Below are 6,981 nucleotides of genomic sequence, written 5' to 3' on the forward strand. Positions count from 1 at the left end.
CCGCCGCGGCGACGACGATCGACACGAGGAGGAGTTGGGCGAAGCCGAGCGCGCCGACGGCGTACGCGGCCAGCGCCTTCGGCACCAGGTTCGCCTTCGACGCCTTCACCCTGATCGCGATCCTCGTCCTGCACGCCGGCCCGGCCCAGGTCTCGCTGCTGGCCGCCGCCGGACTCGCGGTGGGCGCCGCGGTGGCCGTACCGCTCGGGCCGTGGGTGGAGTTCCGCCGCAAGCGCCCTGTGATGGTGGCGATGGACCTGATCCGCTTCGCCGCGCTGATGAGTGTCCCCGCCGCGTACGCCGTCGGCGCGCTCGGCTTCGCCCAACTCCTCCTCGTGTCGATCGTCGTCGCCGCGGCGGACATCACCTTCACCGCCGCGAGCGGCGCCTACCTGAAGTGGCTCGTACGCCCCGAGGACCTGCTCGTCGCGAACGGCCGCTTCGAGTCCACGACCTGGACCACCACCATCCTCGGACCGCCCCTCGGCGGCGCCGCGATCGGCCTGCTCGGCCCGCTGACGACCGTGGTGGCCAACGCGGTCAGCTTCCTCCTGTCGGCCGTCGGCATCCGCGCCATCGGCGGGCAGGAGCCGCGTCCGGTACGCACCGGGGACCGGCGGTTCCGCGCCGCCGACGTGTTCGAGGGGTGGCGGTACATCCTGGCCCACCCGGCGCTGCGCCCGCTGTTCTTCAACACCGCGCTCGTCAACGGCCTGATCATGGCGCCCGTACCGCTGATCGCCTTCCTCATGCTGGGCCCGCTCGGGTTCGCCCCCTGGCAGTACGCCGTGGCGTTCGCGGTGCCCTGTGTCGGCGGCATCATCGGCTCACGTCTCTCGCAGCCGCTCGTCACCCGGTTCGGCCGCCACCGGGTGCTGCTCACCGCCGGGACCCTGCGTGCGTGCTGGCCGCTCGCCCTGGCCTTCGTCGGCCCCGGCATCGGCGGGATGGCGCTCGTCATCACGGTCGAACTGGCGCTGATCACCTGTATCGGTGTCTTCAACCCGGTGTACGCCACCTACCGCCTGGAACAGACCCCGACGGACCGGGTCGTGCGCACCCTGTCCGCGTGGTCGGTCACGACCAAGACCACCACCGCGGCGCTGACGGCGCTGTGGGGGCTGCTGGCAGCCATGACGGGCCCGCGTACGGCGATCGCGCTCGCCGGGCTGCTGCTCCTGACCACACCGCTGCTGCTGCTCGGACGCGACTACTCGCCGGAACACCCGGCGTCGTAATACTCGCGTCCTAACGCCAGGCGTCCTCACACCAGTTGGGGGGCCGGTGCGCTGGCGCACCGGCCCCCGCCCCGGTTCAGGCCCCGGACGTCTTCGCGAGCGACAACTCGTCGCTGGACTCCCCGTCACCGCCGCCGCGACCACCACCCGGCAACACCCGCGCCAGCCAGTGCGACTTGGCCGCCGCCAGCGGGCCGAGGACCGCGAGGATCAGGACGTAGCCCGCGATGAACGGTGCCAGCCGCGAGTCCAGCGCCGCTCCCGCCGCCATCGTCGCGAGGATCAGGGCGAACTCGCCCCGCGCGACCAGCGTCGTCGCGATGTTCGCCGCGGGTCCTGACCCGAAGCGGTAGACCCGGGCGGCCACCAGCCCGGCCAGGATGTTCATCGTCAGCGTCAGGGCGACGGCGGCCAGCACCGGCCACAGCACCGTCGGCAGGTCGCCGGGGTTGATGGACAGCCCGAAGGCGAAGAAGAAGATGGCGCCGAAGGCGTCGCGCAGCGGGTGTACGAGGGTACGGATCCGGTCGCCGGAGGTCGTACTGCCCAGCATCAGACCGACCATGAACGCGCCGATCGCGTCCGCGACACCGAACCACTCGGAGACCCCGGCCATGAAGACCGCGGCGCCCAGGAAGGAGATGACGAGCAGTTCGTCGTCCTTCGTGTTGATGAGGCGGCCGATGACCTTCTTGCCGAAGCGGGCGGCCAGCGCCAGCAGCAGCAGGAAGCCGAACGCCTTGCCGCCGTCGGTCATCGCGGCGGAGAGACTGTCGGCCCCGGACAGGATCGGCTGGAGCGCGGCCAGGTACAGCGCCAGGAAGATGTCCTCGACGACGATGATCCCGAGGATCGGCTTGGTCTCGGGATTCCCGATCCGGCCGAGGTCCACCAGGATCTTGGTGACGATCGCGGACGAGGAGATTCCGAGCACACCGGCGAGGACCAGCGCCTCGGACGTGCCCCAGCCGAGCGCGAAGCCGAAGCCGAGCCCGGCGCCGACGTTCAGCGCGAGATACGCGCCGCCGGCGAGGGCCATCTTCCGGCCGCCCGCCTTGAGGTCGTCCAGATGGAATTCGAGACCGAGGTAGAAGAGCAGCAGTACGAGGCCGAGGGCCGACAGCATCTCCAGCTCGTGCGGATCGGAGACGAGCACGATGCCGGGCGTGTGCGGGCCGAGCAGGATTCCGGCCAGGATGAACAGCGGGATCGTCGGCAGCTCGATCCGGCTGCCGAGGCGGGCGAGGAGAGCGGCGGCGAGGAAGGCGCCACCCATGGCTATGAGCGTGTCTGCGTGTCCGATGGGACCGTTCCTCCATCAAGTCAAAGGCGCGTCAAGGATGCGTCAGTAATTAGTTTACCAAACGATTTATCCTGCAACTTTTGACCTACCCACGGAGTTGGCCGCATGACGTATCTCAGCCTGGCCGAGGTGGAGTTGATCGCCCGCGAGGCGCACGCCACCCAGACCGACAAGGCGGGCAGGCCGTACGCCGAACACCTTCAGGCGGTCGCCGACGGGGTCAGGTCGCGCGGCGGCACGGACGAGCAGATCGCGGCGGCCTGGCTGCACGACTCCGTGGAGGACGACGCGCTCTCCCGCGCGTGGCTGGACGCCGCCGCGCTGCCGGCCGCGGTGAAGGAGATGGTCCTGGCGGTGACGAAGCTGACGGGGGAGGACACCGTCACGTACACCCGCCGGATCCTGGCCACGCCGGGCGCGCTCCTCGTCAAGGAGTCGGATCTGGCGCACAACGCGGATCCGGGCCGCCTCGCCGTACTGGACGAGGCGACCCGGATCAGGCTCACCGAGAAATACGCGGAGGTACGGCGGCTACTCGGCCTGCTTCCCTGACCGCCCGACGGCGTCCCGCCGGAACGCCCACGTCATCTCCGGCTCCGTCGCGAAGCGGAAGAGCCGGCGGACCGGCGGCGTGCACAGCAGCGTCATCGCGACACCCGCGAGGAGGGTGAGGAAGACCCGGCCGGCGGGCTCGGTCAGCCAGGTGTTGGTGTCGAAGATCCCGCTGTAGACGGCTCCCTTGACGAGGAAGCCGTGCAGCAGGTAGCCGCAGATCGTGCCCGCTCCGAGCACCGTGAACCACATCCTGCGGCGCGGCACCCATGCCAGGAACGCGGCCGTCAGCACCACCGAGCAGCCGAACAGCGCGAAGGTCATGACGACGCCCAGCCACCACGGCGCGCCCTGATCCTGGGCCGCGCTGTTGTGGTAGAACCACGCGTTCTGCATCCGTACGGCCGCCCAGTACGCGAAGGCGATCGCGCCCACGAAGACCGGCACGGCCAGCAGCCTGACCTCCCGGCGGCGGACCAACTGGAAGTGCTCGGGCTTGAGGAGGAGTCCGAGGACGAACAGCGGCAGGAACTGGAGCACGCGCTGGAGATTGAGGTCCTCGCCGATGTTCGGCGTGAAGGAGGCGAGCGCGGCGATACCGAGGGCGACCGGCAGCGGATGACGCAGGGACAGCCAGATCGGGGTGGTCAGCCGCCAGATGAACAACGCGGCCAGGAACCAGGTGAGATACCACGGGTCGAGCAGACTGATCGGGTGGTCCGGATCGTTGGTGGCCCGCTTGAACAGCGAGTACGCCACCTCGAAGACGATGTACGGGACGGCGACCCCGGTCAGCAGACGTCTGATCTGCCGCGGTCTGCCGGTGTAACTCCGGGAGAAATAGCCGGAGATGATGATGAAGGCCGGCATGTGGAACGAGTAGACGACCATGTACAGCGCCTTCGTCGCCCGGCTGCCCTCCATCACGGGCTCCCAGGCGTGGCCGATCGCCACCAGCACGATGGCCAGGTACTTCGCGTTGTCGAAGAACGCGTCTCGCTTCGTGGACGTCTTGGGCGTGGGGGGCGCCGGCTTCGCGGAAACCTGAGGGGTCCGTACAGGGGTTTCGGCCACAGCGGCCGATGAGGTCTGTGCCGTTGGGGGGATGGGATCCAACTCCCCGGTCTGGGGGAGCGGGGCCCTCTCATATCCGTGCGGAGCGTGAGACATCTGATTAACCCTAGCCCGGCACAATGCGCGGAGTAAAACCTCCCGCGCAACTGGGGTGTTCGGCACCGAAACAGTCGCCCACCGGTAGATATGCCCCTTTTAATCCCCCTTAAATGGTGCATATCATCAGGGTCCGCCGCGCATGGTGACTACGCGTGAATTCACTGGGGTGAACTGTCCCGACGTCGACTCGAATTACCTGTGAAGGAGCTGTGAGAACGGCTCCGTACTCACCTCGAATTGACGTCCGTATTTATCCCCCGCCTCAGGCGTAACCGCCCCGACACCCGGCACGCCGGCCACGCGATTGGCGTGATCCATCCCTCGATGATTCGTCACGGACGCACACACAGGCGGAGGTTGGTGGCACGATGGAGGCAGCGGGAATGTGCGAGGCCGTGAGCTCCCGCGGCCGGCAAGGCGGACCGACCGAGGGTGTGATCAGTTGTGGCCATTTCACTGTCTGTGGTGCTGCTGTTGGCGATCGTCCTCGTGGTACTGATCCGCGGCGGCTCCCTGAAGGGCGGCCCCGCCATCGTCGCGATCCTGTTCGGCTTCTTCCTGGCCTCCACGGACATGGCGCCGTCGGTGAACAGGTTCATGGACTCGATAGCGGAGACGATCAACCAGATCAGCTTCTAGCTCCCCGCCGGGACGGCGTGGTGTCACGTCCGCCGCCGGCGGCATGCGCAACGACTCAGGGCCAGTTCGGAGAGTGATTCTCCGACCTGGCCCTGAGTCATGTGGAGCGGGCGACGGGAATCGAACCCGCGTAGCTAGTTTGGAAGACTAGGGCTCTACCATTGAGCTACGCCCGCACGGGCCGCAGGTCACGAGGACCGTGGCACCGGAAACATCGTAGCGGGTCGGCGGCGTCCCACGCACACCACATCTCCCGCGGTTATTAGGTCCGGCGTACCGCTCGCGGGCATGTACCCTACGTGTCGCACCGACGGGGTGTGGCGCAGCTTGGTAGCGCGTCCGCTTTGGGAGCGGAAGGTCGTCGGTTCGAATCCGGCCACCCCGACCATCAGTACACGTACCTGTTCATGATCGCGTTGTGGGCCTCATCCTGCTTGCGGCTACTATGCAAGCTGCGTGCCCGTGTGTCTGAAGAGACTGCGAAGAACCGGGCCGAATCCGCTGGTCCGCCGGAAGTCACGGTGGGCGGCAGAACCCCAGAATCAGCCACCAAGGAGACCGAACCGTGAAGAGCGCCGTGGAGACCCTGAACCCGACCCGGGTTCGGCTCACTGTCGAGGTGCCCTTCGAGGAGCTCAAGGACAGCCTCGACGCGGCGTACAAGAAGATCAACGAGCAGGTCACGGTGAAGGGCTTCCGTAAGGGCAAGATCCCCGCCCGCGTCATCGACCAGCGGTTCGGCCGTGGAGCTGTGCTGGAGGAGGCCGTCAACGACGCCCTTCCGAAGTTCTACACGGAGGCCGTCAACGAGGGTGAGCTCAATGTCCTCGGGCAGCCCGAGGTCGACATCAAGGAGCTGAAGGACGGCGAGCTGCTCTCCTTCACCGCCGAGGTCGACATCCGCCCGGTCATCGAGATCCCGGACTACTCCGGCATCGAGGTCACCGTCGACGCGGTCGACGTGTCCGACGAGGACGTCGACAAGTCCGTCGACGAGCTGCGTGAGCGCTTCGCCTCCACCAACCCCGTGGAGCGCGCCGCCGCCGACGGCGACGTCGTGACGATCGACCTTGAGGCCAAGGTCGACGGCGAGGTCCTGGAGGACGGCGTCGCCAGTGCCGTGCAGTACACGATCGGCTCCGGCGAGCTGCTCGACGGCATCGACGAGGCCGTGACCGGCCTGGAGGCCGGTGGCGAGGCCACCTTCACCTCCCAGCTCAAGGGCGGCACCGCCGAGGGCAAGGACGCCGAGGTCTCCGTCAAGGTCACCCAGGTCGCCGCCCGCGAGCTGCCCGACCTGGACGACGAGTTCGCGCAGATGGCCAGCGAGTTCGACACCCTGGAGGAGCTGAAGGCGGACAGCCGCAAGCGCCTCAGCAGCATGAAGCAGTACGACCAGGCCACCCAGGCCCAGGAGCGCGTCCTCGACGAGCTGCTGAAGCTGGCCGAGGTCCCGATCCCCGAGAAGCTTCTCGAGGACGAGATCAAGACCCGCAAGCACAACCTGGAGCACCACCAGCTCGGTCAGATGGGCCTCGACCTTCCGAAGTACCTGGAGATCCAGGGCAAGACGGAGGAGGAGTTCGACGAGGAGACCAAGGAGCAGGCGGTCAAGGGCATCAAGACCCAGTTCATCCTCGACGAGCTGGTCAACAAGGAGAAGCTGAACGTGAACCAGGAGGAGCTCACCGAGCACCTCATGCGTCGCGCGCAGTCCTCCGGCATGTCGCCCGACCAGTTCGCGCAGGCCGTCGTCGAAGGCGGCCAGGTGCCGATGCTCGTCGGCGAGGTCGCCCGCGGCAAGGCGCTCGCCGTGGTGGTCGAGTCCGCCAAGGTGACGGACACGAACGGTGAGGTCGTCGACCTGGAGGACGAGGAGACGGACGAGACGGACGAGTCCGCCGAGACCGTCGAGGCCTCCTCCGGCGAGACCGCGACCGAGGCCGACGCCAAGGCCGACGCCCCCGCGGACGACAAGCCCGCGGACGCGAAGAACGAGGGCTGAGCGTCCCCGCTCGACCGGATCTCCGGGCCCCGGACGCGACTCGCGCCCGGGGCCCGCTCCGTTCCCCCCCC

At 68.1% G+C, this 6,981-nt stretch carries 6 protein-coding genes and 2 tRNA genes; 5 read left to right on the forward strand and 3 right to left on the reverse strand.

Annotated features, from left to right (window positions below; all coding sequences use genetic code 11):
• Window positions 1-17: 17 nt before the first annotated feature.
• On the forward strand, window positions 18-1,238 hold the full coding sequence (locus BHU15_RS27355) for an MFS transporter (protein WP_069629624.1): 1,221 nt from the start codon (window positions 18-20) through the stop codon (window positions 1,236-1,238).
• 76 nt (window positions 1,239-1,314) lie between these two features.
• Here the strand turns inward: BHU15_RS27355 and BHU15_RS27360 are convergent, their stop codons facing one another.
• Complete coding sequence (locus BHU15_RS27360) at window positions 1,315-2,514, reverse strand: cation:proton antiporter (RefSeq protein ID WP_023541710.1); 1,200 nt, start codon at window positions 2,512-2,514, stop codon at window positions 1,315-1,317.
• Window positions 2,515-2,646: 132 nt separating this feature from the next.
• Between BHU15_RS27360 and BHU15_RS27365 the strand changes: the two genes are divergently transcribed.
• Window positions 2,647-3,093, forward strand: coding sequence for an HD domain-containing protein (locus BHU15_RS27365; protein WP_069629621.1), 447 nt, complete (start codon window positions 2,647-2,649; stop codon window positions 3,091-3,093).
• Here BHU15_RS27365 and BHU15_RS27370 read toward each other — a convergent pair.
• Entirely contained in the window at window positions 3,073-4,263 is a 1,191-nt protein-coding gene (locus BHU15_RS27370; RefSeq protein ID WP_069629622.1) for an acyltransferase family protein, read from the reverse strand. The two genes, BHU15_RS27365 and BHU15_RS27370, sit on opposite strands and share 21 nt — an antisense overlap.
• Before the next feature lie 447 nt (window positions 4,264-4,710).
• Here BHU15_RS27370 and BHU15_RS27375 point away from each other — a divergent pair, with 447 nt between their 5' ends.
• Window positions 4,711-4,905, forward strand: a complete 195-nt coding sequence (locus BHU15_RS27375; protein WP_031231641.1) for a hypothetical protein — start codon at window positions 4,711-4,713, stop codon at window positions 4,903-4,905.
• Between the two features lie 102 nt (window positions 4,906-5,007).
• Here the strand turns inward: BHU15_RS27375 and BHU15_RS27380 are convergent.
• Window positions 5,008-5,081 (reverse strand) — tRNA-Gly (locus BHU15_RS27380).
• A gap of 135 nt (window positions 5,082-5,216) precedes the next feature.
• Between BHU15_RS27380 and BHU15_RS27385 the strand changes: the two genes are divergently transcribed.
• A tRNA-Pro gene (locus tag BHU15_RS27385) sits at window positions 5,217-5,293 on the forward strand.
• A gap of 177 nt (window positions 5,294-5,470) precedes the next feature.
• On the forward strand, window positions 5,471-6,910 hold the full coding sequence (gene tig / locus BHU15_RS27390; protein ID WP_069629623.1) for a trigger factor: 1,440 nt from the start codon (window positions 5,471-5,473) through the stop codon (window positions 6,908-6,910).
• Window positions 6,911-6,981 lie beyond the last annotated feature (71 nt).

Origin of the sequence: Streptomyces niveus (assembly GCF_001723055.1) — a bacterium.
GTDB classification, from domain to species: Bacteria; Actinomycetota; Actinomycetes; order Streptomycetales; family Streptomycetaceae; genus Streptomyces; species Streptomyces niveus.